23 protein-coding genes and 1 tRNA gene are annotated in these 24,595 nt (G+C 65.1%); 5 read left to right on the forward strand and 19 right to left on the reverse strand.

What is annotated here, in order from left to right:
- Positions 1-8: 8 nt before the first annotated feature.
- On the forward strand, positions 9-1,988 hold the full coding sequence (locus tag V7778_RS18560; RefSeq protein WP_335557964.1) for a helicase-related protein: 1,980 nt from the start codon (positions 9-11) through the stop codon (positions 1,986-1,988).
- Between the two features lie 254 nt (positions 1,989-2,242).
- Positions 2,243-2,665 carry a PaaI family thioesterase gene (locus V7778_RS18565; RefSeq protein WP_335557966.1) on the forward strand — a complete coding sequence of 141 codons (423 nt, stop codon included), beginning with the start codon at positions 2,243-2,245 and terminating at the stop codon, positions 2,663-2,665.
- Here V7778_RS18565 and V7778_RS18570 read toward each other — a convergent pair.
- The 5 genes from V7778_RS18570 to V7778_RS18590 form a co-directional block, all read right to left on the reverse strand.
- Entirely contained in the window at positions 2,662-3,189 is a 528-nt protein-coding gene (locus tag V7778_RS18570) for a TlpA disulfide reductase family protein (RefSeq protein ID WP_335557968.1), read from the reverse strand. The genes V7778_RS18565 and V7778_RS18570 overlap by 4 nt on opposite strands.
- A gap of 71 nt (positions 3,190-3,260) precedes the next feature.
- Entirely contained in the window at positions 3,261-3,902 is a 642-nt protein-coding gene (locus tag V7778_RS18575; RefSeq protein WP_335557970.1) for a BON domain-containing protein, read from the reverse strand.
- Positions 3,895-4,491 carry a phosphoheptose isomerase gene (locus V7778_RS18580; RefSeq protein ID WP_211522469.1) on the reverse strand — a complete coding sequence of 199 codons (597 nt, stop codon included), beginning with the start codon at positions 4,489-4,491 and terminating at the stop codon, positions 3,895-3,897. Before V7778_RS18580 ends, V7778_RS18575 begins: the two co-directional genes overlap by 8 nt.
- 94 nt (positions 4,492-4,585) lie before the next feature.
- Positions 4,586-4,942 carry a YraN family protein gene (locus V7778_RS18585; RefSeq protein ID WP_335557973.1) on the reverse strand — a complete coding sequence of 119 codons (357 nt, stop codon included), beginning with the start codon at positions 4,940-4,942 and terminating at the stop codon, positions 4,586-4,588.
- 1 nt (position 4,943) lies between these two features.
- Positions 4,944-6,218: a penicillin-binding protein activator gene (locus V7778_RS18590; protein WP_335557975.1), complete on the reverse strand. Its 1,275-nt coding sequence runs from the start codon at positions 6,216-6,218 to the stop codon at positions 4,944-4,946.
- 13 nt (positions 6,219-6,231) lie between these two features.
- On the opposite strand from V7778_RS18590, the gene rsmI reads away from it, so the two are divergent.
- Complete coding sequence (gene rsmI / locus V7778_RS18595) at positions 6,232-7,137, forward strand: 16S rRNA (cytidine(1402)-2'-O)-methyltransferase (RefSeq protein ID WP_335557977.1); 906 nt, start codon at positions 6,232-6,234, stop codon at positions 7,135-7,137.
- 64 nt (positions 7,138-7,201) lie between these two features.
- Here rsmI and V7778_RS18600 read toward each other — a convergent pair whose 3' ends face one another.
- Positions 7,202-7,804: a hypothetical protein gene (locus V7778_RS18600; RefSeq protein ID WP_335557979.1), complete on the reverse strand. Its 603-nt coding sequence runs from the start codon at positions 7,802-7,804 to the stop codon at positions 7,202-7,204.
- 100 nt (positions 7,805-7,904) lie between these two features.
- Here V7778_RS18600 and V7778_RS18605 point away from each other — a divergent pair.
- Positions 7,905-7,981: transfer RNA gene (locus V7778_RS18605), tRNA-Pro, on the forward strand.
- Between the two features lie 123 nt (positions 7,982-8,104).
- Here V7778_RS18605 and V7778_RS18610 read toward each other — a convergent pair.
- On the reverse strand, positions 8,105-9,241 hold the full coding sequence (locus V7778_RS18610) for a DNA-methyltransferase (RefSeq protein WP_335557980.1): 1,137 nt from the start codon (positions 9,239-9,241) through the stop codon (positions 8,105-8,107).
- A 134-nt stretch (positions 9,242-9,375) separates the two neighbouring features.
- Between V7778_RS18610 and V7778_RS18615 the strand changes: the two genes are divergently transcribed.
- Positions 9,376-10,455 (forward strand): hypothetical protein, encoded by a 1,080-nt coding sequence (locus V7778_RS18615; protein ID WP_335557982.1) that lies wholly within the window; start codon positions 9,376-9,378, stop codon positions 10,453-10,455.
- 10 nt (positions 10,456-10,465) lie between these two features.
- Here the strand turns inward: V7778_RS18615 and V7778_RS18620 are convergent, their stop codons facing one another.
- From V7778_RS18620 to V7778_RS18675, 12 genes are all read right to left on the reverse strand, one after another.
- Complete coding sequence (locus tag V7778_RS18620; RefSeq protein WP_335557983.1) at positions 10,466-11,386, reverse strand: hydroxymethylglutaryl-CoA lyase; 921 nt, start codon at positions 11,384-11,386, stop codon at positions 10,466-10,468.
- Positions 11,387-11,389: 3 nt separating this feature from the next.
- A complete protein-coding gene (locus V7778_RS18625; RefSeq protein WP_335557985.1) occupies positions 11,390-12,328 on the reverse strand; it encodes a 2-hydroxyacid dehydrogenase in 939 nt (312 codons plus the stop codon).
- 30 nt (positions 12,329-12,358) lie between these two features.
- The gene (locus V7778_RS18630) at positions 12,359-14,371 is read right to left on the reverse strand and encodes an acetyl/propionyl/methylcrotonyl-CoA carboxylase subunit alpha (protein ID WP_335557987.1); all 2,013 of its coding nucleotides are present in this window, start codon (positions 14,369-14,371) and stop codon (positions 12,359-12,361) included.
- Positions 14,372-14,441: 70 nt separating this feature from the next.
- Positions 14,442-15,476 (reverse strand): biotin synthase BioB, encoded by a 1,035-nt coding sequence (gene bioB, locus V7778_RS18635; protein WP_211522015.1) that lies wholly within the window; start codon positions 15,474-15,476, stop codon positions 14,442-14,444.
- A gap of 11 nt (positions 15,477-15,487) precedes the next feature.
- Entirely contained in the window at positions 15,488-16,318 is an 831-nt protein-coding gene (gene bioD / locus V7778_RS18640; protein WP_335557989.1) for a dethiobiotin synthase, read from the reverse strand.
- Positions 16,315-17,502, reverse strand: coding sequence for an 8-amino-7-oxononanoate synthase (bioF, locus tag V7778_RS18645; protein ID WP_335557991.1), 1,188 nt, complete (start codon positions 17,500-17,502; stop codon positions 16,315-16,317). Before bioF ends, bioD begins: the two co-directional genes overlap by 4 nt.
- Positions 17,499-18,839: an adenosylmethionine--8-amino-7-oxononanoate transaminase gene (bioA, locus tag V7778_RS18650; protein ID WP_335557993.1), complete on the reverse strand. Its 1,341-nt coding sequence runs from the start codon at positions 18,837-18,839 to the stop codon at positions 17,499-17,501. The genes bioF and bioA overlap by 4 nt, the downstream gene beginning before the upstream one ends.
- 17 nt (positions 18,840-18,856) lie before the next feature.
- Positions 18,857-19,642, reverse strand: coding sequence for an enoyl-CoA hydratase/isomerase family protein (locus V7778_RS18655; protein ID WP_335557995.1), 786 nt, complete (start codon positions 19,640-19,642; stop codon positions 18,857-18,859).
- A 13-nt stretch (positions 19,643-19,655) separates the two neighbouring features.
- Positions 19,656-21,263: a carboxyl transferase domain-containing protein gene (locus V7778_RS18660; protein ID WP_335557996.1), complete on the reverse strand. Its 1,608-nt coding sequence runs from the start codon at positions 21,261-21,263 to the stop codon at positions 19,656-19,658.
- Positions 21,264-21,287: 24 nt separating this feature from the next.
- Positions 21,288-21,734 carry a YchJ family protein gene (locus tag V7778_RS18665; protein ID WP_335557998.1) on the reverse strand — a complete coding sequence of 149 codons (447 nt, stop codon included), beginning with the start codon at positions 21,732-21,734 and terminating at the stop codon, positions 21,288-21,290.
- A 56-nt stretch (positions 21,735-21,790) separates the two neighbouring features.
- Positions 21,791-23,026, reverse strand: a complete 1,236-nt coding sequence (locus V7778_RS18670; RefSeq protein WP_335558000.1) for a D-amino acid dehydrogenase — start codon at positions 23,024-23,026, stop codon at positions 21,791-21,793.
- A gap of 116 nt (positions 23,027-23,142) precedes the next feature.
- Positions 23,143-24,462, reverse strand: coding sequence for a serine hydrolase domain-containing protein (locus tag V7778_RS18675; protein WP_335558002.1), 1,320 nt, complete (start codon positions 24,460-24,462; stop codon positions 23,143-23,145).
- Positions 24,463-24,595 lie beyond the last annotated feature (133 nt).

Here is a 24,595-nt window from a genome sequence, read left to right on the forward strand (position 1 = left end):
AAACGACCATGAGTGAGCACCGAGACCACCCCCTTTCCGACAATACCGAGGGCGACGACGCCTTCCTGGAACGCGAGCTCGCACTCGACCGGCGCGGCATCGAGCTGGTCAAGATGGAGGGCCGCGTGTTCCTGCGCTTCTCCGGCGAAGTGCGCTACGAAGGCCTGCGCGTGCCCTACAGGCTGGTGCCGGCGCGCGGCGTGCTGGCCAAGCCGAGCAAGTGGCGCAAGATGGACCTGCCGGCGCGCCGCGCACTGATCGAGGAACGCACGACCGACGACGCCATCGCGCGCCTGCATGCCGAGACCGAGGAGTTCGTGCAGGACATCGCCGAGGACGCCGACGAATTCGGCTGGAACCCGATGCTCTTCCTCGACGTGCTGGCCGAACTGGAGACCTCGGAGCCGGCCGAATTCGTGTTCCAGCGCATCTCGCAACGCCTGACCCACGCGGTCGAGCGCGAGCAGGAAGAACGCCACGCCGCGCGTACCAAGGAAAGCATCAACCTGGCCGAGTACCCGCAGTCCTTCGAGGTGGCCAGCCGCATGCCGCGCAAGTTCATCGCGCTGCTCGGACCCACCAACTCGGGCAAGACCCACCGTGCGATGGAAGCCCTGGCCAAGGCCTCGAGCGGCGTGTATCTCGCTCCCCTGCGGCTGCTGGCGCTGGAAAACTACGAACGCCTGCAGGCCGCGCGTCCGCATGGCGAGGAACTCAAGGTCAGCCTGATCACCGGCGAGGAGCGCCGCCTGGCGGAGGGCGCCACCCACGTGGCCAGCACGGTCGAGATGCTCGACACCAGGCGCCAGGTCGAAGTGGCCGTGATCGACGAGATCCAGATGCTGGCCGACCGCGACCGCGGCGCCGCCTGGACCACCGCCGTCTGCGGCGCCCCGGCGGCCACCGTCTACCTGGTGGGAGCGCCGGAAGCGCGGCGCGCGATCGAGGCCCTGGCCGAGCGTCTGGAAGTGCCGCTCGAAGTGCATGTATTGAAGCGCATGGCGCCGCTGGCGATGGAGCCTTCGCCGGTGCGCAAGCTGTCCAACCTGCGGCGCGGCGACGCCGTGATCGCCTTCTCGCGGCGCGATGTGCTGATGTGGCGTGACATGATCACCGAGAAGGGGCTGTCGGTGGCGACCGTCTACGGGAACCTGTCGCCGGAGGTGAGGCGCGCCCAGGCCGAGCGCTTCCGCGAAGGCCAGGCCGACATCGTGGTCGGCACCGACGCGCTGGCGATGGGCCTGAACATGCCGATCGCGCGCATCGTGATGACCACCGCGGTCAAGTACAACGGCTACGAAGAGGAAGAGATCTCGGCGGCGCTGGCCAAGCAGATCGCGGGCCGGGCAGGGCGCTACGGCGTGCACGAGGAGGGCTTCGTCGCCGGCTACGACGACGAGACGCACTCGGTGATGCGCTCGCTGATGAAGGAAAAGATCCCGCCGGTGCCGGCCACCGGCTTCGCTGTGGCGCCTTCGCTCGAGCAGCTGCACCGCATCTCGTCGGTGACGGGCGAGACCTCGCTGGTGAAGCTCCTGAAGCGCTTCGTGCACAACATCGACGTGCCGGACGGCTTCTTCTACCCGCGCATCACCGAAGAGCAGAACGAACGCGCCGAGTGGCTGGATACCCTGCCGCTGTCGGTGGCGGAAAAGTTCATGCTGTCGCTGGTGCCGATCTCGACCAAGGTGCCGATGCTGCAGGGCGCCTGGGAACACTGGGCGCTGTCGCTGGCCAAGAAGAAGGTCTGCAAGCTGACGCCGCACCCGCAGGGGCTGTTCTACATGAACCTGCAGGAGGTCGAGGATACCTGCCGCATGTATTCGGCGTATGCGTGGCTGGGGTACCGGGAGCCGGAATTCTTCCCGAGTATCGAACAGGCGCAGGAGCTGGCGAGGGAGGCGTCGGAGCGGGTGGATTCGCTGCTGCAGCAGCAGAATGCGGCGGCGAGGCAGAAGCGGGGGGACGGCGGGCGCCGGAGGCGGTAGGCGTCGTCGGCTGTTCGGGCAAACTTGGGGCCCCGCCTTCGCGGGGAAGACGTGCTGGAGGTGCGTGTCAGGAATCGCTAACGGGTGCTCGACCGCGCTGCTTATCAACGTCATTCCCGCCACTGGCGGCAATGACTCCCCGCGAAGGCGGGGACCCAAGTTCGCATGCGCACCACAAGCTTTCGAGTACCCCCTCCAGCATAAATACCCCACACCGTGTACGATCCCGCTTTTGCCTGTAAAGCGACACCACCGTGAACACCAAGCACACCCCAGAATCGTTCAACCAGTTCGGCTCCACCTTCCTCCCCGGCCACCTCGGCATCCGCATCACGGAAGTCAGCACCGGCAAGGTCGCCGCCGAGATGAAGGTCGAGCCCTTCCACCTGGCGCCGAACGGCTACCTGCACGCCGGCAGCGTCGTGACCCTGGCCGATACCTGCGCCGGCTACGGCTGCATCGGCAACCTGCCGGAAGGCGCGGTCAGCTTCACCACCATCGAACTGAAATCGAACCACCTGGGCACCGCGCGCGAAGGCAGGATCACGTGCGTGGCCACGGCCGTTCACCTGGGCCGTACGACCCAGGTATGGGATGCGACGGTGCTTGACCAGGCCAGCGGCAAGACGATCGCCCTGTTCCGCTGCACCCAGATGCTGATCTATCCGAAAGCCTAACCGGCCAGCTCTTTCTGCAGCAGTGCGTGCAGTTCGGGGAAGGCCGGCTCGCCGACGTAGCGCTTGATGATACGTCCCTGCTTGTCGATCACGAAGGTGGTCGGCGTCAGGGTGACGTCGCCGAACTGCCTGGCGATGTCGCCGGCGGAATCGATCGCCACCTTGAACGGCAGCTTGCGCGTCTCGGTGAAGTTCAGGACGTAGTTGGGCGGGTCGTACTGCATCGCCACCGCGACGAACTCCAGGCCCTGGCCCTTGAACTTGTTGTAGGTGTCGACCATCGCCGGCATCTCCTTGACGCAGGTGACGCAGGAGGTGGCCCAGAAGTTCACCATCACCACCTTGCCGCGCAGCGCTTCGGTGCTCACCTTGTCGCCGGTAATGGTGATGAAGGTGACGCTGGGCGCCGGCGTGCTGCTGCTGTAGGAGGCGTAGCCGATGCCGGCCAGGGCCAGTACCACCGCGCCGATGGCGGCGGGCTTGAACCAGGAGCGGGACGCGGTGGAAGAGGTGGGAGCGGTCATGGTCGATAGGGATAAAAAAAACGGCAGGACCATTATAGTCCTGCCGCTGTTTCAGGTTTCGCGCACGGCGATTACTGGGCCGCCTGGGTGTTCCGGCCGTCCAGCAGCTTGACGTCTTCTTCGCTGATGTACTCGAAGACCTTCACGACCCGGTACACGCCCGATACGCCCTTGGCGACATCGGCGGCGATGTTGCCTTCGCGCTGGGTAACCAGGCCTTGCAGGTAGACCACGCCGCGCTCGGTCGTGACCTTGAAGGAGTTGGCCGAGATGGTCTTCATGTCGACCAGGCTGGCCTTGACCTTGGTGGTGATCAGGGCATCGTTCGAACGCGAGGTATAGCTCGACGGGCCTGCAATAGTCAACTCGTTGATCACCGACACCACGTTGGCGATGCCGCGCACTTCGCGCTCCACCGCCTGCTTCATCGCTTCGTCGCGCACTTCGCCGGTCAGCAGCACGCGGCGGTTGTAGCTGGTGACGTTGACGTGGCCGTTCTCGCCGGTGAGCTGGGGCATCTTGAGCTCGGCCTTGACCGTGATCGACTTGTCCTCGGTCTGCATGCCCAGGGTGCGGCGGTCCAGCGAGGCCATGACCCCGGTGGCGGCGCCGCCGGCAACCAGGGCGACGCAGCCTTGCAGCGAAGCCAGCAGGGCCGAGCCCAGGACAACTTTCGTCAACAGCACGGCCATGGGCCGGCGCGCATTACGCATTCTCATCTCCTCCGAACAGCGCGACGTCGATACCGTCGCAAATACAGTGAATGGCCAGCAAGTGCACTTCCTGGATGCGCGCGGTGCGGGCATGCTGGACGTTGATGTGCACGTCGGCGTCGGTCAGCAGTTTGCCGAGCGCGCCGCCGTCCTTGCCGGTGAAAGCCACGATGCGCATCTCGCGCTCCAGCGCCGCCTCGACCGCCGCCAGTACATTGGCCGAGTTGCCCGAGGTCGAGATCGCCAGCAGCACGTCGCCCGCCTGGCCGAAAGCCTGCACCTGCTTCGAGAAGATCTCCTTGAAGCTGTAGTCGTTGCCCACCGCCGTCATGATCGAGGTATCGGTGGTCAGTGCGATCGCCGGCAGCGGGAAACGCTCGCGTTCGAAGCGTCCGACGAGTTCGGCAGCAAAGTGCTGGCAGTCGGCGGCGGAACCACCGTTGCCGCATGCCAGGATCTTGTTGCCGTTGGACAGAGCGGCGAACATCAGTTCGACCGCCTGCGAAATGGATGGGGCCAGGGCTGCCGCCGACTTCATCTTCAGGTCGGCGCTCTCCTGGAAGTGAGCGAGGATGCGTTGAGTGTTCATAGCCGACGATTATAGTGCAGTGGCAACCCGGGGCGGGCAATGGCGGTAAAAATTGCTTACAACTCAATGGGTGCAAGGGTCACGAACTGCATGCTCAATTGATAACGTCTCGCAGCCATTCGATGCGTTCGCCGTCGATGGCGACGACATCGAAGCGGCAGGGCGGGGTGACGGGAAAACGCAACAGGTAACACTCGGCGGCGCGGCGCAGGCGACGGATCTTGGCGGGGGTGATGCTGGCGGCGGCGCCGCCTTGTTCCTTGCTGCTGCGCTGGCGCACCTCGACGAAGACCAGGGTGGCGCCGTCGCGCATGATCAGGTCGATCTCGCCGGCCTTGCAGCGGAAGTTCTGCTCGACCGGCGCCAGCCCGCGGCGCTTGAGGTAGGCGAGGGCGGCCTGTTCCCAGCCTTGGCCCTGGGCCTGCCGCGCCGACAGGCGCCCGAGCCACATGTCAGCGGCCGAAGGCGGCCTGCTCGAACACGCCGCCGTCGCGGTATACGACGCCGGTTTCGATGCGGCGGAAGGCCGGGCTGCCGCTGTCCCCGCCCATGTCGATCTTCAGGCGGCCGGTCACCCCGTCCACCTCGAAGGCGCCGGTGGGGCGCTGGGCCAGTTCGCGCGCGATGCGGTAGGCGTCGATGCCGAGCGCGTACAGGCGCTGCATGTCGAAGCCCTCGTTGCCGCTCCAGCGCGGATAGACACTGACCGCGGGATGGTCGGGCTGCACGGTCCAGGGCAGGTCGAGGATGCGCACGCCGGCCAGTTCGGGCGCCGAGGCGCCCGGGTCGCGTCCCGGATTGACCGAGGCGGTGCCATAGGTCGGCAGCGAGGTGCCGAGGGCGCTGCGCACCTGGCGCAGTTGCACGGCGTCGAGGGCCGCGTACACCAGCTGCGGAGGATCGGCCTGCAGGCGGGCGCGCAAGCCGGCCAGCGCATTGCCGTCGACATAGCCGTCGGCGATCGGCAGCTCGGCCAGGATATGGGTGTTGCCCAGCTGCGACCAGCGCGCGGCGAAGGCGCCGGACAAACGCTGCTGCCAGGCCGCCGGACCGGCGACCACCAGGGCGCGGCCGCCCGGCTGTTCGGCGGCGGCCCAGTCGGCCACCTGGCGCGCCTCGTCTTCGAGCGAGAGGCCGATGACCAGCATCTGGCGCGGCAGCGCGCCGCTTGTTTGCGGGTGGTTCAGGGCGATGGTCGGCTTGCTGATGTTGCCGCTGCCGGCCAGTGCGGCGACCGCGGAACGGGCCAGCGGACCGACCACGATGTCGTTCTCTTCGGCGGCGCGTGCGTAGGCGTCGAGGGTGGCCTGGGCCGAGTCGCCGGTCGGCACCACGTTGACAGAAACGCCAGCGCGGTCGCGCTCGTAAGCGGCCATGAAGCCCTGGCGCACCGCGTCGGCCGGCTGCGCCAGCGCGCCAGACTCGAGTGGCAGCAGCAGCGCGATGCGCGCACCGCCGCCGGGTAGCGGCGCGGCCGGGCTGCCGTCGGCGCGCGGCGGCAATTCGACCGGACTGGTGCGCACACCGGTGTCCGCGGGCGGGGGCGGGGTGTAGGCGGGTTCGACAGGCGGCGCACTTGTCACCGGCGCCGTGGGCGCGCACAATCCGCCCGGTACGCCGCAACCGGTATCGGGCGGCAAGGGCGAACTGCCGCAGGCGGCCAGCATGCCGGCGGCGAGCATGGCGGTAGCGGCGGCAAGGCCCTTGAGATTTTTCTTCTTCAGCATCGGAATCCCTTTTATGACAGAACAGCAGACCATCGACATCGCCCAGCTTCCCGTCATGGGCGAGGCGGCCCAGCAGTCCTATCCTACCGCAACGCTGTATGTCGTGGCTACACCGATCGGCAACGTCACCGACATCACGCTGCGCGCCCTGCACCTGCTGGCGCTGGCCGACGTCGTGGCCTGCGAAGACACGCGCAAGACCGGCGCCTTGCTGCAGCGTTTCGGGCTGAACAAGCAAACCATTGCCGCACACCAGCACAATGAGCGCGAAGTGGCGGACAAGATCATCGAGCGCCTGCACGCCGGCCAGCGCGTGGCCCTGGTGTCCGATGCCGGTACGCCGGCGGTGTCCGATCCGGGCGCGCGCATCGTCGACGCGGTGCGCAACGCCGGCCTGAACGTGGCGCCGCTGCCGGGGCCCTCGGCCGTGATCACCGCCTTGTCGGCGAGCGGGCTGGTGAACGACCGCTTCCACTTCGTCGGCTTCCTGCCGGCCAAGTCGAAACAGCGCGAGGCCGCGCTGGCGCCCCTGGTGCGCGAAACCTCGACCCTGGTGTTCTACGAGGCGCCGCACCGCATCGTCGATTGCGTCGAAGCCTTGATGGCAGCCTTCGAACCGGCGCGCCAGGTGGTGTTCGCGCGCGAGCTGTCCAAGCTGTTCGAGGAAGTGCACCGCTGCGCGCTGGGCGAGGCGCTGGCCTGGGTCAAGGCGGACCAGCACCGCGAGCGCGGCGAATTCGTGGTGCTGGTGGAAGGAGCGGTGGCCGAGACCGATGCGCAGGACGCCGAGGCGGAGCGCATCCTGCAGATCCTGCTGACCGAATGCAGCGTGAAGCAGGCGGCGAACCTGGCGGCGCAGATCACGGGGCGCAAAAAGAACGCCTTGTACGAGCGCGCCTTGCAGATCAAGGGTGAATAAGGCGTGCGTTGAACGCGCCGGCGGGTTTCCCGCCGACGCGGTCACGCAGCGGGTGCCTATCCGCTCACCACTTGCACCCGCTGTCCTTCTTATCCATCATCAAATACAGCGGCGCCAGCAAGACGCCCGGAATCCCGTCCTTGCAATTGGCCCGCTTGGCCCTGCTGATCCCGCGCGCCAGCTTCGATTCCGTCTGTAGCGGCGCTTCCGGAAACTGCGCCAGCGCCGAGCCTTCCTTGCCCGGGTCGCGCAGGTGCGCATTCTCGCGCGCAATGCGGCGCGCGGCCTCCATGTCGAACCTGGGCGTGTCCTCGGCCGGGGTGTCGGGCTGCTGCACGACGAAGGGATCCGCTGCCGCTTCCTGTTTCGGCCTTGCTGGCACCGCAATGACTTTCTTCGGCGGCGCGGCGCGTACCGTGCGCGTGGGCGCAGCGACGGCCGGCGCGGGCGGCGGCGCCACGGCTCGCGGCGGGTCCGGCTCTGGCGGAGGAGGAGGACGGATGGTCACGGCAATCGCCATCGGCTCGTCCGGCGCGAAAACGGGTGCGGCCGGTCCCAGTCCGCGGTAGCCGAGCACCAGCAGCAGGTGCACGGCGAGCGACACGCCGATACCGAGAAGCAGCCGCCCGTTGGCCGGACGCTCGCCGAAAGATGCGGCCAAAGTCACAATACCCTTACCTCATTCGTGTCGAAGAATGCGACAAACCAAGCTATTTTGCCGCGAAACCTTGACCAAGTCACGCCGACCGGATATGATCTGTCTTCTTCGGAGTGTAGCGCAGCCCGGTAGCGCATCTGGTTTGGGACCAGAGGGTCCAAGGTTCGAATCCTTGTACTCCGACCAAGATTCAAAGGAAAGGCCGACAGCGGAAGTTGTCGGCCTTTTTTAATTTGTATTCTATTTAGAATAGCCGCTCGAAGCAATTTTGCCTATAGCGGCTGGCTAGGGAAACGTTAAACTAAATAATTAATCATCTTCCTCGGTATTACTTTCTTCCGATCTTGTAGCTAATGCAGTCAATTTTGGAATGGCGCTGTGTGCGAGTTCGTAATACTCTGCATCTCTTTCAACTCCTTTGCTGTTATATCCAATTGCATTGGCAGCCGCAAGGGTTGATCCACCGCCCATAAAAGGATCTAATATTATTCCTTCTCCTAAAGGTAAAACTCCTCTAACAATTTGTCGCATAAAACCTTGAGGCTTTAGCGAAGGATGAGGTGATATTTTCTTTTCATTCGCAGGGGTTGGATGAGATTTGATGAGATCACCAAAAGGTTTTGAGATAGAAGGACGTCTGAACCCTCCTGTTCCCCATTTCCTTAAATTATCCTGCACACGGCCTTCGAGTGGAGCTCGAAGCACAACCCACGGTTCCCATTGCGAACGCGGCATTACAGAGACTTCGTCAAACTCAAGATGAGCATTTTTTGGCCTATCTCCGCCACGCATTGTCATTACCTGTCGAGCAATATAACCGCGCAACTCAAGACCAGATTGAGTCATAGCGTCAGCAACAATATGGCTAAGTAACGGATTCGATGCAACGACAATGTTTGCGCCTGGAACACAAATTCTCTTTACATGATTTCCAAATCGTACAAAAAAAGCCCGGAGTGCAACGAGGTCCGCATCATTGAGAGTTGTGAATCGAGGTAGAGGAGCTCGCTTATGACCATCAAACGAAGGAGGGATTCGCCACACGCCGCCTTTTCCTGCACGTAGTTTCGTTGTTTCTTTCTCGGTATATTCGACCAATCCATATGGTGGATCGGTTACTACAGCATGTATGGATTGAGGCTTTTGTTGAGCCATCCATTCAAAACAGTCGCCGAAAAAAAGCTCTGCTCTATCGATTCGACGTATTGGGAATTCGGAGTTTGTGTGTGGGATACGTGAGTTCTCTTTCAATCCATAAGTGCCCCGTTCAGTACGTTCAAAAATACGTGGAGTGTTAAGGCTGAGATAAGAACGTACAGATGAAGCTGGTACTTCACCGAGGTGATGTTGCACCGCTGCAACGATCTCATATGTGGTTGCTGGCCCATCAATATTAGACAAATAACTTACGATCGAGTCGCGTATGACCCCTGGTGCGAACGACATGATTCTCCTCAAGTTTACTCAACAATTCTATCTGCTTGACGTCCAGACGTCAACAAAATTAGGAAACGGCTAGTTTCTACGGATCAATTAGTACGGTATCATTGAAAAAGTAAACGTTGAAATCTAGGGAATGTATGCAGGCGGAAAAAATATACGCTGAATTTGTAGGCAACTTTGAAGGGCGAAAGTTCTCGGCAGGATTGCTCTTGGCGATGATTGATTTTATAAAAACATTAGAAGTCGCGGGAGCTAAGTTTAAGAATTTTAGTGAAGTATTATCCGAGTTCCCAAGGCAAGAAAAAACTTCAGCAGGTAAGCGGGCCAATACTTTAATTGTCCGATTGAAAAACGGAGGGACTTTAAGTTTGAGGCCTTTCTACAATGCGGCTGAAAGGTTATTTCGCGCCGAACACAAACGATTTGACTATCCAAGTTGCGCTCCGCACGCCACTCAGGCATGGATCGATTATATCGGTTGGCTGGACGCTTTAACACAAATTAACTTAGAAGAGCTTGACCTGCTTCGCGTCAAAGTTGTTTCTTATGTCTTAGATGCATTGAAGAGCCAAGCCTTCGATCCAAGCACGATCAAAGTAGATCCACCGTTGTTCCGGCTTCTTTTAGAAGGTTTTTCTATGCGTGCGGAAAAAGGTGAGCCAACGGGGGCAGCATATCAAGGCATTGTGTTTGGTTTTCTGCGCGCCGATAATCCTCATCTTCAGATAGAAATTGAAAAAGTTCGAACTGGCTCAAAAAGATTGCAAAGAGTAGGGGATATTGACGGGTGGGATGGACAGCGCTTGGCAATATCAGCTGAGGTTAAGCAATATGAGCTTACTGTCGATGCATTACCCGATCTTGAAGCGTTTGCCAACGCGACAGGTCAACGTGGCGCATTGGGTTTGATTGTCGCTCTTGGATTTAAAGAAGACTGTGAGACTGAGGCTCGATTGATGGGTATGTTAACGCTAGATATAGCAGGAATGAAGAAAATCGTTGAGCTTTGGGATCCTCTTAAACAGAGAACGGCCATTTCTTCATTTATTTACTATGCAAATCATATCGAAAAGAACTCTTCGCTTTCCGCAAGAATTCAAGACTTCCTGAAGAATGAAGAGTTGCGATGGGCTGAGCGTTGGTCATATTCACACTCAATAGATATATCAAATCAAGAAGACATAAATGCTCATCGAGATCTTGTTTTATTCAAATAATAATTAATTATTATTTTGTACGCTTGGCCGCCAGCGCATTCCCCGCCCGGCTCACGCTCTTGCGCCCCAGCTTCTCCGTAATGAACAGCCCCGCGTCCACGATCTGGTCCAGGTCCACGCCGGTCTCGATCCCCAGCCCCTGCATCAGGTACAGCACATCCTCGGTCGCCACGTTCCCGGTCGCGCCCTTGGCATAGGGGCAGCCGCCCAGCCCCGCCACCGACGAGTGGAAGATGGCCACGCCCACTTCCATGGCCGCGTAGATGTTGGCCAGCGCCTGTCCATAGGTATCGTGGAAGTGTCCCGACAGCTTTTCGATCGGGAATTCCTGCGCCGCGCGCAGCATCACCGCCTGGGTCTTGCGCGCGGTCGAGACGCCGATGGTGTCGGCGATGTCGATCTCGTCGCAGCCCAGGTCGCGCATGCGCGCCACCACGTCGCCCACGGCATCCAGCGATACCTCGCCCTGGTAGGGGCAGCCGAAGGCGGTGCTGATCGAGCCGCGCAGGCGCAGGCCGTGGTCCTTGGCGGCCTTGGCCACCGGTTCGAAGCGCTTGATCGACTCGGCGATCGAGCAGTTGATGTTCTTTTGCGAGAACGCTTCCGAGGCCGCGCCGAACACCACGACTTCGTCCGCCTTGCCGGCCAGGGCCAGCTCGAAGCCCTGCATGTTCGGCACCAGGGCCGAATAGATCACGCCTGGCAGGCGCTCGATGCGCGCCATGACTTCCGCGCTGGTGGCCATCTGCGGCACCCACTTGGGCGAGACGAAGGCCGCCGCCTCCACGTTGGCGAAGCCGGCGCGCGCCAGGCGCTCGACAAGTTCCACCTTGATGTCGGCCGACAGCGCCTCTTTTTCATTTTGCAGGCCGTCGCGCGGCCCCACTTCGACGATCTTGACCTTGTTCGGCAGGCCGGGCTGTTGGTTCATCTTTCAATATCCTAAAGTGCGGTCGACCAGGTCGCCGACCGGTTGGCCGTTTTCCAATGCCGCGATCTTGTCGGCGATCTGGCGCACGGATTCGAGGCGCATGGTGAGCGCCGAGATATGCGGGGTGATGCTGATGCGCGGCTCGTTCCAGAACGGATGCGGGGCCGGCAGCGGCTCGTGGCGGAACACGTCGAGCGTGGCGCCGGCGATGTGCCCGGAGCGGATCAGGGTCATCAGGTCCGGCTCGGCGATGATGGCGCCGCGCGAGACGTTGATCAGGTAGGCGCCCGGCTTCAGCTTGCCCAGGTTGTGGCGGTCGAGCAGGTTGGCCGTCTCGGAGGTGAGCGGCAGAAGGCAGACCAGCACCCGGGTACCGCGCAGGAAGGGCTCGAGCTGATCCGTGCCGGCATAGGTCTCGACGCCGGGGATGCTCTTGGGCGTGCGGCTCCAGCCCAGCACCGGAAAGCCGAAATGGCGCATCGCCTCGACCACCGGCATGCCGAGCCGGCCCAGGCCCATGACGCCGACGGAGAATTCCTCTTTCGGGATCTGCGGCAGCGGGTGCCAGGCGCCGTGCCTGGCCTGCTGCTCGTATTCGTCGAAGCGGCGGAAGTAGCGCAGCACGGCATGCGCCACATACTCGGCCATCTGCACGCCCATGCCGGCATCGCCCAGGCGCACCAGGAGCACGTCGGGCAGCGAGGCGCCGAACTTGAGCAGGGCGTCGACGCCCGCGCCCATCAGGAAGATCGCTTTTAGCTGGGACTGCAGCGACAGCTGCTCCAGCAAGGCAGGGGCAGGATTCCACAGCACGGCATAGTCGCAGGGGGCGAGGACTTCGCCTTCTTTCCAGCCCACCGTTTCGGCCTGCGGCATGATGCTTGCGAATTCGCGGGCCCAGGGTTCGATGACCCCGTCGCCCCGGTACAGCAGTATGCGCATGTCTCCCCCTCGTTATTATTGTGAGTTGGTTTACGCCGCCTTGAATGCCAACAGCGGCGCGCCATCCGCCACCTGGTCGCCGACCTGGTACAGCACTTCTTCCACCAGGCCGTCGCTCGGCGCGGAAATCGTGTGCTCCATCTTCATCGCTTCCATGATCACGAGCGGCTCGCCCTTCTTGACTTCCTGGCCGGACGAGGCCATCACCGCAACCACCTTGCCCGGCATCGGGGCAGTCAGGCGTCCGCCGGCCGCTTCGTGTTCGCCGGCGTGGGCCATCGGATCATTGTACGACAGGGTGTAATGGCGGCCGCCGGTAAATACGTGGAACAGTTCGCCATCGCGGCGTACGCAGCCGTGCAGCGAGGTCTCGCCCACGCGCAGCGACAGCTCGGCGCCGTCCTGCGCGACGAGCTCCACGCGAAGGCAGCGGCCGTCGAGGTCGATTTCCCAGCCGTCGTGGCGGTAGGTCAGGCCGACCTGGTAGCTGCCGCCTTCATCCTGCAGCGACAGCACGCGGCGGTAGTCGCCGTTCATGCGCCAGCCGCGCGCCTGCGACCACGGATCGGCCGGGTTGGCGGCGCTGCGCCTGGTTTCGCCGAGCGAGAGCGAGAGCGCGGCGAGGGCCAGCGCGCCCAGCGGCGCCGCGGACGGCGCCGGGAACAGGCTGGCGCCGTGGCGGTCGATCAGGCCGGTGTCCAGGTCGGCCGTGGAGAAGGCCTCGCCCTCGACCAGGCGCTTCAGGAAGGCGATGTTGGTCGCCAGGCCGACGATGCGGAATTCGGCCAGGGCTTGCGACAGGCGCGCCAGGGCCTGGGTGCGGTCCGCGCCCCAGACGATCAGCTTGGCAATCATCGGGTCGTAGAAGGGCGAGATCGCATCGCCTTCGCGCACGCCCGAATCGACGCGCACGGCGGCCGGATTGGCGCCGTCGGCGCCCAGCTCGAACTCGACCGCGCGCGGGGTGTCCATGTGGCGCAGGGTGCCGATCGAAGGCAGGAAACCCTTTTCCGGGTTCTCGGCATACACGCGCGCCTCGATGGCATGGCCGTGGATGAACAATTCGCCCTGCTTCTTCGGCAGCGGCTGGCCCGCGGCCACGCGCAGCTGCCACTCCACCAGGTCGGTGCCGGTGATCATTTCGGTGACCGGATGCTCCACCTGCAGGCGGGTGTTCATCTCCATGAAGTAGAAGGAACCGTCCTGGTTGGCGATGAATTCCACCGTGCCGGCGCCCACGTAGCCCACCGCGCGCGCGGCGTTGACGGCCGCTTCGCCCATGGCGGCGCGGCGGTCCAGGCTCATGCCCGGGGCCGGCGCTTCTTCCAGCACCTTCTGGTGGCGGCGCTGCACCGAGCAGTCGCGCTCGTGCAGGTAGACGCAGTTGCCGTGGGTGTCGGCGAACACCTGGATCTCGATGTGGCGCGGGCGGATCAGGTATTTCTCGACCAGCACCTTGTCGTCGCCGAAGGAGCTGATCGCTTCGCGCTTGCACGAGGCCAGCGCGGCCTCGAAGTCTTCCGAGCGCTCGACCACGCGCATGCCCTTGCCGCCGCCGCCGGCGCTGGCCTTGAGCAGCACCGGATAGCCGATGCGGTCGGCCTGGTCGCGCAGGAAGCCCGGTTCCTGGTTGTCGCCGTGGTAGCCCGGCACCAGCGGTACGTTCGCGCCTTCCATCAGCTGCTTGGCGGCCGACTTGGAACCCATCGCGCGCATCGAGGAGCCCGGCGGGCCGATGAAGGCCAGGCCGGCCGCCTGCACCGCTTCCGCGAACTCGGCGTTCTCGGACAGGAAGCCATAGCCCGGATGGATCGCCTGGGCGCCCGTCGCCTTGGCCACCTCGATGATCTTCTGGCCGCGCAGATAGCTGTCCTTGGCCGCGGCCGGTCCGATCAGGACCGCCTCATCGCAGACCGCCACGTGCTTGGCTCCGGCGTCGGCTTCCGAATACACGGCCACGGTGCGGATGCCCATGCGGCGCGCGGTGGCGGCGACACGGCAGGCGATTTCGCCACGGTTGGCGATGAGGATCTTGGTGAACATGCGTTTGAATCTTTCGCTTATGGTTGTTCGGATAGGGGGTGCGGCCGTGTCTCTCCGGCCGCGTGGTGAATCAGCAGCCGCAGGCTTCCTTCTGCACCGATTCCAGCGTGGCGGCGCGGGTCTTCAGGCCCAGCTTCTCGAGCAGGACGCGGTCGTCGTCCGCTTCCGGATTGCCGGTGGTGAGCAGCTTGTCGCCATAGAAGATCGAGTTGGCGCCGGCCATGAAGCACATCGCCTGCACGGCTTCGCCCAGCTCGCGGCGGCCGGCCGACAGACGCACGCGCGCCTGCGGCATGGTGATGCGCGCCACCGCGATGGTGCGCACGAATTCGATCGGGTCGAGCTTTTCGATACCGTGCAGCGGCGTGCCTTCCACCTGCACCAGGTGGTTGACCGGCACCGATTCCGGATACGGGTTCAGGTTGGCCAGCTGGGCCAGCAGGCCGGCGCGCTGTTCGCGCGTCTCGCCCATGCCCACGATGCCGCCGCAGCAGACCTTCAGGCCGGCGTTGCGCACGCGGCCCAGGGTGTCCAGGCGGTCCTGGTACTCGCGGGTCGAGATGACGTTGTTGTAGAAGTCCGGCGCGGTGTCGATGTTATGGTTGTAGTAGTCCAGGCCCGCGTTCTTCAGCTGCTCGGCCTGGCCTTCTTCCAGCATGCCCAGGGTGGCGCAGGTTTCCAGGCCCAGGGCCTTCACTTCGCGCACCATGTTCTCGACCTTCTCCATGTCGCGCTCCTTCGGGCTGCGCCATGCCGCGCCCATGCAGAAGCGGGTCGCGCCGCTGGCCTTGGCCTGGCGCGCCGCATCCAGCACGGTGTCGATGTCGAGAATCTTCTTGGCTTCGACGCCGGTGTCGTAGCGCGCGGCCTGCGGGCAGTAGCCGCAGTCTTCCTCGCAGCCGCCGGTCTTGATCGACAGCAGCGTGGCCAGTTCGACGTCGCCATCGGGGAAGTTGGCGCGATGGACGGTCTGGGCGCGGTGCATCAGCTCCGGGAAGGGCAGCTCGAACAGCGCCAGCACGTCGGCCAGCGGCCAGGTGGCGTCAGGCCTTTCCTTGATCGCGGCGGTCGGACGGTGCAGGGCGACGGTGTTAGTTTGGGACATGGAGATTCCTTCTAGGTCTGGACCCGCGCGGACGGCCATCCCGGCAGCCCTGCGAGGTCGATGTACTCGGCCGCCGCGGCGGCCGTGGGTTGTTCCAGGCGCGGCACGTGGCCCAGCATCGGGGCCGGGATGCGCTGTGCCAGCGCGTCGATGTTTTCTTGCATGAAGCGCATGTCGGCGTCGGCCGTATTGGCGACCCAGCCGGCCAGCACCAGGCCGCGCGCCACGATCGCTTCGACAGTAAGCAATGCGTGGCTGATGCAGCCCAGGCGCAGGCCCACCACCAGGATCACCGGCAGGTTGAGCTGGGCGGCCAGGTCGGCGCTGTCGAAGTCGTCGTTGAAGGGCACGCGGAAGCCCCCCACCCCTTCGACCACCACCGCGTCGGAGGCGGCCAGGATCTCGGCATAGGCGGCGATGATCGGCACCGGTTCGATGGTCACGCCTTCCAGCGCGGCGGCGATGTGGGGCGCCGCCGGTTCGCGCAGCATATAGGGCGTGGTGATCGAGGACGGCAGGTGCACGTTGCCGGCGGCGGCCAGCATGTCGGCGTCCTCGTTGTGCAGCTCGCCGTCCACTATCTCGGCGCCGGCGGCGACCGGCTTCATGCCGCAGGCGCGGCGGCCGCTTTTCACCAGCTTGTGCAGGATCGCGCTGGACACCAGGGTCTTGCCGATCTCGGTGTCGGTGCCGGTGACGAAGCAGCAGAAACGCGGCGGCTTGCCTTCGCTGGCGCGCAGTTCCGGTTGCGGTTGCGGTTCAGGGGCGGGCATGCGCGGGAGCGGCTTGATGGCGGCTTGCGGCGCCACCACCGGCATGTCCGGTTCGTTCAGGTTCTTCATGTCGCGGCTCTTTCCAGTTCGTTGAGCGCGCGCGCCAGCCGTGCGACCTCGTCGTGGCTGTGCGCCGCGCTCAGGGTCACGCGCAGGCGCGCGGTGCCCGGCGCCACGGTCGGCGGGCGGATCGCCGGCACCCACAGGCCCTGCTCGTGCAGGGCGCTGGAAGCGCGCAGCGCATCGTCGTTGGCGCCGATGACGACCGGCTGGATCGCCGTGGCGGACGGCATCAGCTGCCAGCGCCGCAGGCGCAGGGCGTCGCGCAGGTGTTCGACCAGCGCGCCCAGGCGGGTGCGGCGTTCATGGCCTTCCGGGCCGCCTATGATATCAAGGCTGGCAAGCAGGGCGTGGGCCAGGGCAGGGGGCGCGGCGGTGGTGTAGATGTAGGGGCGGGAGCGCTGCACCAGCAGTTCGATCACGCTGGCATGCGCAGCGATGAAGGCGCCGCCGACGCCGGCCGCCTTGCCCAGGGTGCCCATGTAGACCAGGTTGGGCGAGCGCAGCTTGAAATGCTCCAACGCGCCGCGGCCTTGGTCTCCCAGTACGCCGAAGCCGTGGGCGTCGTCCACCACCAGCCAGGCGCCGTGGCGCTCGCAGGCGGCCAGCAGTTGCGGCAGCGGGGCCAGGTTGCCGTCCATGCTGAACACGCTGTCGGTGACCACGATTTTCGTGCCCGCATCGCTGGCGGCGAGCTGGCGCTCCAGCGCCTCGGCATCGCCGTGCGGGTAGACGCTCACGCCCGCCTTGGCCAGGCGCGCGCCGTCGATCAGCGAGGCGTGGTTCAGCGCTTCCGAGAAGATCATGGCGTCGGCGTCCGCGCCCAGCGCGGTCAGGATCGCCAGGTTCGCCATGTAGCCGGTGCACAGGTAGAGAGCGCGCGCTTGTTCCAGCCAGGGAGTCAGCCATTCGGCCAGGCGCTCTTCCAGCAGCGCGTGGGCGCGGCTATGGCCGCTGACCAGGTGCGAGGCGCCGCTTCCCGCGCCGTACAGCAAGGCGCCTTCGCGCAGCGCCTCGATCACCTGCGGGTGGGCGGCCAGGCCCAGGTAGTCGTTGCTGCAGAAACCCAGCATGGCGCGGCCGTCCACGACCTGGTTGGGCGCGCAGGCGCTGTCGGCCACGCGCAGGCGGCGCACCAGGCTCTGGGCGGCCAGCGCTTCTAGCTTGCGGTCGATATGCTGGATCAGGTTCATGACGCGATCACGGATTCGAACACCTTCTGCGTGCGCGCGGCCAGGCCGGCGACGTCCTCGTCGTCCAGCACATAGGGCGGCATCAGGTAGACGGTGCGGCCGATGGGGCGCAGCAGCAGTTCGTTCTCCACCGCGGTGCTGAAGAAGCGGCGCGAAAAGGTCGAGGCGCGGTCCTTGTCCGGCTCTACGGCGTCGAACGCGAAGATCATGCCGCGCTGGCGGAAGTGGCGTGCGCGCTCGTGCTCGGCCAGTGGCGCCAGGGCCACGGTCAGCTTGGTGGCCAGCTCGCGGTTGCGGTTCAGGACATCGTCTTCCTCGAAGATGTCGAGCGTGGCCAGGGCCGCGCGGCAGGCCAGCGGATTACCGGTGTAGGAGTGCGAGTGCAGGAAGCCGCGCGTGATGTCGTGGCTGTAGAAGGCCTGGTAGATTTCGTCGCGGGTCAGCACCAGCGAGAGCGGCAGGTAGCCGCCGCTGATGCCTTTCGACAAGCACAGGAAGTCCGGCCAGATCGCCGCCTGTTCGCAGGCGAAGAAGGTGCCGGTGCGGCCGCAGCCGACGGCGATCTCGTCGGCGATCAGGTGCACGCGGTGCTGGTCGCACAGCTCGCGCAGCAGTTCCAGGTAGAGCGGGTCGTACATCGCCATGCCGGTCGCGCACTGCACCAGCGGCTCGACGATGATGGCGGCGATCCTGTCGCCGCGCTCCTCGAACAGTTGCCGGACTTCCTTGATGGCGCGGCGCGCCACGTCCTGGGCGGATTCGCCTTCGATGGCATTGCGCGCATCCGGCGCCGAGACCACATGGGAAGCGCGCAGCAGCGGGCCGTAGGCGTCCTTGAACAGGGGAACGTCGGTGACGCTGAGGGCGCCGATGGTCTCGCCATGGTAGCTGCCCTGCAGGCAGACGAATTCCTGCTTGGCCGTGTGGCCCGCGTTGCGCCAGGCGTGGAAGCTCATCTTCATCGCGATCTCGACCGCGGACGCGCCGTCCGAGGCGTAGAAGGCGTGGCCCAGCGCATGGCCGGTCAGCGCGGCCAGGCGTTCCGACAGTTCGATCACCGGCTCGTGGGTGAAGCCGGCCAGCATGGCGTGCTCCAGGCGGTCGAGCTGGTCCTTCAGGGCCGCGTTGATGCGCGGGTTGGCATGGCCGAACAGGTTGACCCACCAGGAACTGATGCCGTCCAGGTAGCGGCGGCCTTCATGGTCGTAGAGCCAGGGGCCCTTGCCATGGCTGACGGCGATCAGGGGCACCTCCTCATGGTGCTGCATTTGCGTGCAGGGGTGCCACACGCTGCGCAGGCTGCGTGCGATCCAGTCGGAGGAGGTAGGGTGCTTCACGGTTCTTTTCCAGTACGTCAGTTGAGCCAGGAAGGCTTACGTTTCTCGAGGAAGGAAGCGACGCCCTCGCGCCCTTCCATCGAGGCGCGGATGGCGGCGATGCGGGTGGCGGTGTCCGCCAGCAGCGCGTCGGTGACGGGCTCGCCGACGACCTCGCGCACCAGCTTCTTGGCTTCCATGACGGCGTTCGGGCTGTTGTTGACCAGGTTCTTTACGATGCCGGCCACGGTGGCGTCCAGTTCATCCGCGCTCACCACTTCATGGGCGAAGCCGATGCGGCGCGCCTCGACGGCGTCGAAGCGCTCGGCGGTCAGGAAGTAGCGGCGCGCGGCCTGCTCGCCCATGGCCTTGATGACGTAGGGCGAGATGGTGGCCGGGATCAGGCCCAGCCTCACCTCGGACAGGCAGAAGCCCACGGTGTCGGCGGCAACCACGATGTCGCAGGCCGCCACCAGGCCCATGCCGCCGGCGTAGCAGTCGCCCTGGACCTTGGCCACGGTCGGCTTCGGGCACAGGTAGATGGTGCGCAGCATGTCGGCCAGGCGCGCGGCGTCTTCCTGGTTCTCGCTGTGCGAGTAGCCGGCCATCTTCTTCATCCAGTTCAGGTCCGCGCCGGCGCAGAAAGCCGGGCCGTTGGCCGCCAGGACGATGGCGCGCACCAGTTCGTTGCGGCCCAGTTCATCGAACACCAGCGCCAGTTCGGCGATGGCGTGCTCGTTGAAGGCGTTGCGCAGCTCGGGGCGGTTCAGGGTGACGGTGGCCAGCTTGTCCGCGATGGAGACGGTGAGGGTCTGATAGTCCATGTTCATCTCCTCCTTACATGCGGAACACGCCGAACTTCGTGTCCTCGATCGGCTTGTTGAGCGCCGCCGAGAGGCCCAGGCCCAGCACCATGCGGGTATCGGCCGGATCGATCACGCCGTCGTCCCACAGGCGCGCCGAGGCGTAGTAGGGGTGGCCCTGGTGCTCGTACTGGTCCTTGATCGGCTGCTTGAAGGCGTTCTCCTCGTCCGCCGACCACTGGCCGCCCTTGGCTTCGATGCCGTCGCGCTTGACGGTGGCCAGCACGGAGGCCGCCTGGTCGCCGCCCATCACCGAGATGCGCGCGTTCGGCCACATCCACAGGAAGCGCGGAGAAAACGCGCGGCCGCACATGCCGTAGTTACCGGCGCCAAACGAGCCGCCGATGATCACGGTGAACTTCGGCACCGAGGCGGTGGCGACCGCCGTCACCATCTTGGCGCCGTTGCGGGCGATGCCTTCGTTCTCGTACTTGCGGCCGACCATGAATCCGGTGATGTTCTGCAGGAAGACCAGCGGGATCTTGCGCTGGCAGCACAGTTCGATGAAGTGGGTGCCTTTCAGCGCCGACTCCGAGAACAGGATGCCGTTGTTGGCGATGATGCCGACCTTCATGCCGTAGATGTGGGCGAAGCCGCATACCAAAGTCGTGCCGTAGCGCGCCTTGAATTCGTCGAATTCGCTGCCGTCCACCACGCGCGCGATCACTTCGCGCACGTCGAAGGGCTTCCTGGTATCCACCGGAATCACGCCATACAGCTCTTCCGGCGCATGGCGGGGCTCAAGCGATGGGCGCACTACGCCCTGGGCAGGCTTGCCGCGGTTCAGGTTCGAGACGATGTTACGCGCCAGCGACAGGGCGTGCAGGTCGTCCTGGGCCAGGTGGTCGGCCACGCCCGACAGGCGGGTGTGGACGTCGCCGCCGCCCAGGTCCTCGGCGGTGACGACTTCGCCGGTCGCGGCCTTCACCAGCGGCGGGCCGCCCAGGAAGATGGTGCCCTGTTCCTTGACGATGATCGACTCGTCGCTCATGGCCGGCACATAGGCGCCGCCGGCGGTGCACGAGCCCATCACGACCGCGATCTGCGGGATGCCCTTGGCCGACATGTTCGCCTGGTTGTAGAAGATGCGGCCGAAGTGATCGCGGTCCGGGAACACGTCGTCCTGGTTCGGCAGGTTGGCGCCGCCCGAGTCGACCAGGTAGATGCAGGGCAGGTTGTTCTGCTCGGCGATCTCCTGGGCGCGCAGGTGTTTTTTCACCGTCATCGGGTAATAAGTGCCGCCCTTGACGGTGGCGTCGTTACAGACGATCACGCATTCCTGGCCGGCCACGCGGCCGATGCCGGTGATGATGCCTGCCGCGGGCGCGGCGCCCTCGTACATCTCGTAGGCGGCCAGCTGGGAGAACTCGAGGAAGGGCGTACCCGGGTCGAGCAGCATCTGCACGCGGTCGCGCGGCAGCAGCTTGCCGCGGGCGACGTGCTTGGCGGACGCGGCTTCGCCGCCGCCCTGGGCCATCTGGGCGACCTTGGCGCGCAGGTCGTCCACGACCGCCTGCATGGCGGCCGCGTTCGCCTTGAAATCTTCACTGCGCGGGTTGAGTTTGCTCTCGATCTGGGGCATGTGCCGTCCTCACTGTCTCTGCTGTTATTCTTTCTCGGGGAAACTGCCGTCCAGGTAGAACCAGCGTGCTGCGCCGCTGTCGGGATCGGGCTCGCGCAGGAAGCGGCTGACTTCGTGCAGCCGGTGCGCGCGTCCGCCGATCTTGAAGCGGGCGACGAATTCCACGGTGTCGCTGTCTGGATGGTCCGGCAAATTTACTTTACGTTGACGTAAACGTAAAGCAGATTTTATCTCAAGCCCGAGCCAGCGGATCGGCTCTTTTTCATCGATGACCGGCTCGGCAGGCCGCGTGCTGGGATGCCAGGTTGACAACAAGTACGGCTCGTCCTTGAGCGCGTAGGCCGTATAGCGCGAGCGCATCAGGGCCTCGGCCGTGGGCGGCAGGGCGGCGCCGGACAGGTAGGGACCGCAGCAGGAGTCGAACGAGGCGCCGCCGCATGGGCAGGCGGAGGAAGCAGGGCGGGTAGACATGGCGGCAATTATCCGCGATTTCGCCAATGTCCGAGGCCCGTCCCCGAAGCGAAGGGTCAGCCGCGCAGGGTCAGCCCGTCCAGCGTGAACGGCGGCGCCTTGCCCTGCATCGCCCCCGCCAGCAGCGCGGCGGTGCCGCAGGCGAAGGTGAAACCGAGCGGGCCGTGGCCGACGTTCAGCCACAGGTTGTCGTAGGGCGTGGCGCCGATGATCGGGGCGCTGCTCGGCGTCGCCGGGCGCAGGCCGGCCCACACCGCCAGCTTCGAGTAGTCCGCGGCGCGCGGCATGGTTTCGCGCACCAGGTGCGTCAGGCTGGCGACCCGCTTGGGATCGTGGCGCAGGTCCTCGCCCACCATGTCGACCATGGCCGCCACGCGCAGCCTGGCGCCGATGCGCGCGTACAGCACCTTGCGCTCGAAGTCGGTGACGCTGATCTCGGGCGCGATATCGTCCGTGCGGATCGGCGCCGTCAGGCTGTAGCCCTTGAGCGGATACAGCGGCAGGCGGATGCCGGCGCTGGCGGAGATGTCGCGGCTCTGGATACCGGCCGCCAGCACATAGGCGTCGGCCGACAGCAGTCCGCTGCCGGTCTCCACGCCCGTGATGCGGCCCTTCTCCGAGCGCAGGCGCAGCGCCTCGCCATGCACGACGCCCTTGAAGTTTGCATGCTCTTGCAGGCGCGCGGCCAGGGCCTGGCAAAAGGCATGGCAGTCGGCCACCGCTTCGCCGGCGTTGTAGATGCCGCCCGCCAGCAGGGGTTCGGCCGCGGCCAGCGAGGGCTCGCGCTCGGCGCAGTCCTTGGCCGACCAGACCTGGCCGGCGCCGGCCTTGGCGGCGGCTTTCTCGAAAATGTCGCGCGAGCGATACACCACCAGCTTGCCGGCATCGCGCCAGTCGAAGGCTTCGAGCGGCACCGCCACTTCCAGCTGCTTCATGGCCTGGCGCGACAGCTCACCCAGTTCGAGCAGCTTGGCGGTGGTGCGGCGGTTGACGTCGGCGCGGCAGTGGGCCAGGAAGCTCGCCAGCCAGCGCACTTGGCGCAGGTCGGCTTCCGGCTTGAAACGCAGCGGGCCGTGCTCCTGGAACAGCCACTGGAGCGCCTTGAGCGGCACGCCCTCGTCGGCCAGGGGCGAGACGTAGCGGTAGCTGAGCTGCCCGCCGTTGCCGAAGCTGGCGCCGCTGCCCACCTCGGACGCGCGTTCCAGCAGGGTGACGCCATAGCCCGCCTCGGCCAGCCACCAGGCGGAAGTCAGGCCGACCACGCCGCCGCCGATGACGATTACTTGCTGCATTTCTCACTCATTTTTTCAGATCCGGAGAGTGAGCTTAGGTGTTTGGCCGCGCACAGGCCAATGAATGCTGAGCGAGCGCTCATAACCGGGATATATGCGCGCATTTGGATGCCCGTTCAGTTCTGTTGGCCGACGTTTGCGCCAAGGATGGCGTGGCGGTACAGGGCCGTGAGGATGCGCTCCTCGAAGCGCGCCAGGGCCGAGTAGCTGCCCTGCTGCGCTTCCGGGGCGGCCGAGCTGCCGCCCACCAGCACCACCATGCCGTTGCCGCTCGCACGGTCGAAGGCGAATACCGAGCGCAGGCCGTAGGCGTCGCCCAGGTGGCCGACGGCATCGAAGCCTTCGGCCAGGCGCATGCCCGGCTTGTCGGGGAAGTGCTGGTTGCCCAGGCCCCAGGCCTGGTAGAAGCCGTCCAGCGTGGCGCCATTGCCATCGCCACTGCGATGCGCAGGGTCGTAGGTCCACTGGCGCGCGAACATGCGTTCCAGTGTCTCGCGCTTCAGGATCCGGGTGCCGCCGTGCATTCCATCCTGCATCAGCATGCGCATGACCACGCCCAGGCCGCGCGCCGAGATGCGCAGGCCGCCCGTCGGGCTGTAGGGCGTGGCGTTGACGCCAGGGACGTAGCCATCGAGCCTGGCCGGCGGCTTGGCGTGGTAATCGTCGACCTGGGCGATCCAGGGCCCGGCGGCGTTCCAGATTTCGGTGTCCGTGGTGCGCTTGCGGTAGAGGGTGGCCAGGTTCGCCAGCGCCGCCGCCGGCAGTTCGGACGGGTGATAGGCGGTCTCGATGCCGAGCGGCTGGAACAGCAGGCGCTGCATCAGCGCGTTGAAGCGCTCGCCGCTGACCCGTTCCATGACGGTGCCGATGAGGCCCCAGCCGAGGTTGCAGTAGGTGAAGTACTCGCCCGGCGCCGCCTTGGCCGACCACATGGCCGTCGCGCCCGGCGCCAGCACGTCCTTCAGCGCGGTCGTGTTCGGCCACGAATAGCCGCCGTCGTCGCGCAGCGAGGAGGTATGGCTCAGCAGCGAGCGCAGGCTGATCGGCTGCTTCGGAAAATGCGGATTACGCAGCGGGAAGCCGAGGTAGCCCGAGACGTCGGCGTCCAGGTCCAGCTTGCCGTCCTCGACCAGGCGCATCAGGCCCAGCGTGGTGTGCAGCTTGGAGACCGAGGCGATGCGGTACAGGGTGCTTGGGACGGCGGGACGGTCGGGGCCGATGGTACGCCGTCCGAACGCGGCTTCATAGACCGGCCGGCCGGCGCGGATCGCCAGCACCGACAGGCTGGCGAGCTGCATGGCGGGGTCCTCGGCGATGGCGGCCAGTTCGGCATCCAGGGCGCGCAAGGATGTGCCGGATGCCTGCGGCGCCGCGAACAGCGGTTCCATCGCGCCCAGCACCACCATTCCCAGCATCGAACGCCGTCCCTGGTTCATTCCTGTCTCCTGATCAATGTGATACCCCGGACGAGCATACGGACCGCCCGGAATCCTTGCCAAATGAATAGCCGTCGCAGGGGCATAACCGTTTTGTATTGGCCCCAAGTGGTATGCTCATAACTCCGCCGCA

This window comes from Massilia sp. DD77, assembly GCF_036961685.1.
In the GTDB taxonomy this organism is placed as follows: domain Bacteria; phylum Pseudomonadota; class Gammaproteobacteria; order Burkholderiales; family Burkholderiaceae_D; genus Telluria.